The 1681-nt window shown below is 51.0% G+C and carries 1 protein-coding gene; it reads left to right on the top strand.

What is annotated here, in order from left to right:
* Positions 1–1205: TIGR00341 family protein (locus EO95_RS10805; RefSeq protein WP_048134694.1), on the top strand; the 1205-nt coding region annotated here is incomplete at its 5' end.
* Positions 1206–1681: the final 476 nt, after the last annotated feature.

Genomic DNA, 1681 nt, shown 5'->3' with positions numbered 1-1681 from the left:
AAACAGGTAGAGGGGAGTTCGAAGCCCTGGTCCAGTTCCCCATACCGCCGATCGGCGTCGAACCGGTGATGGCCAGGCTGCGTGAAGCGGGAATCAGCGAGAATACGTACACAATCGTCCTGTCACCCGAGACGGTTGTTTCTGCACGTTTGGGAGCGTTGAAGAAACGTTATTCCGGACTTCGCATTTCCAGGGAAGAACTCATAGCACGTGCGGAAGATCTTGCACCTGCGACTTCTACTTTTCTTGCTTTTCTTATTCTAAGCACTGTTATTGCTACGGCCGGGCTGCTGCTTGACTCTGCTGCAACAATCATAGGAGCAATGGTCGTTGCCCCACTCATGGGACCGGCAATCTCCGCCAGCGTCGGGACAGTAGTCGATGAACGGGAACTTGCCTCCCGTGGGGTTAGACTGCAGGTGCTGGGACTCCTGCTGGCAATCGCAGTTGCTACCGTGATAGGTACAATCATGAAAGGAACGCTGCTTTTGCCGCCGGGACTCGATATCCGCGAAGTAGGCCAGATTGCCGAGCGTACCACCCCGAACTTCCTGTCCCTCTTCCTTGCGCTGGGCTCGGGGCTTGCCGGCGGCATAAGCATTATGCGGGGCTCCGGGTCTACCCTCGTGGGCGTGGCAATTGCCGTGGCCCTCGTCCCTCCGGCTGCAACATCGGGGCTCGGGCTTGCCTGGGGACTCTACGACGTGGCGATAGAAGCTGCCGTGCTGGTGCTTGTAAACCTGCTTGCTATCAACGTATCGGCTCTCATCCTGTTCTGGCTTTCGGGTTTTCGCCCTGCTGAGGAAAAGGCTGTTGGTCGTGCCCGCACCGCGGTGATCTCACGCGCAGCAGTCCTCGCCGTTGCAATCGCCTTCCTCTCCATAGTTCTCGCTCTTGTCACTTACACCTCCTTCCAGGCCGCTCTGGTTGAACAGGAGATTAACCAGGAACTGGAGGAAATGTTCAAGGAACCTGAGTATGCAGAAGCAGAGTTTATACTGGGAGAGAGCATAGAAGTCAGTTATGGGCCTTCAGATTTCCTGTTAGGTAAACCGGTAGAGGTGACTTTTTTAGTGGGGTATCGAGCCGGGGTAGAAATTCCTCCGGATATTGGCAGGGTAGCTGACGACCGACTGAAAGAAGCCACCGGCAAAGACGTTAAGATCACTGTCGGCTTTGTTGTGGCTCAGCAGATCACCGATTAAGCTACAGGGACAGCAGATCCGGCTCCTCTGACTCCGGCTTGCCTTATGGTAGTTTCCTGCTTCATAGAGCTGCCCTGGCTGGAAAAAAAATATTCCATGAAACCTTGCCATAACCCTTTACTCATTTTTATTGCTAATTCCTATCCTTAGACTCATGAGTGTCGTATCCAAAACACTCATCTTTTGCATTCTTGTCCGGCTTTTTCCGTAGCTTTTGCCATAGCTTTTGCAGCAGCAAAGGATTTCTTCTTTATGTTTTAACATATTTGGATTAGTTTGTCTTTTTAAAATATTTACTGTCTACTAAATTTCAAGCCCGATCAAATAAAAATAAATATATATATTATAATAACATAATTATATTATGCGTATTGTACAGGTACTCATTCCGGAAGGGAAGCGGGAGCCAGTTCTGGCTGTACTTGATGACGAGCAGATCGACTATGCGGTCTGGGACGAAACAGGTAGAGGGGAGT

Source organism: Methanosarcina sp. 1.H.T.1A.1, from assembly GCF_000979295.1.
In the GTDB taxonomy this organism is placed as follows: Archaea; Halobacteriota; Methanosarcinia; order Methanosarcinales; family Methanosarcinaceae; genus Methanosarcina.
Note: the sequence above shows the minus strand (reverse complement) of the source record. Positions and strands in the feature narration are given on the sequence as shown.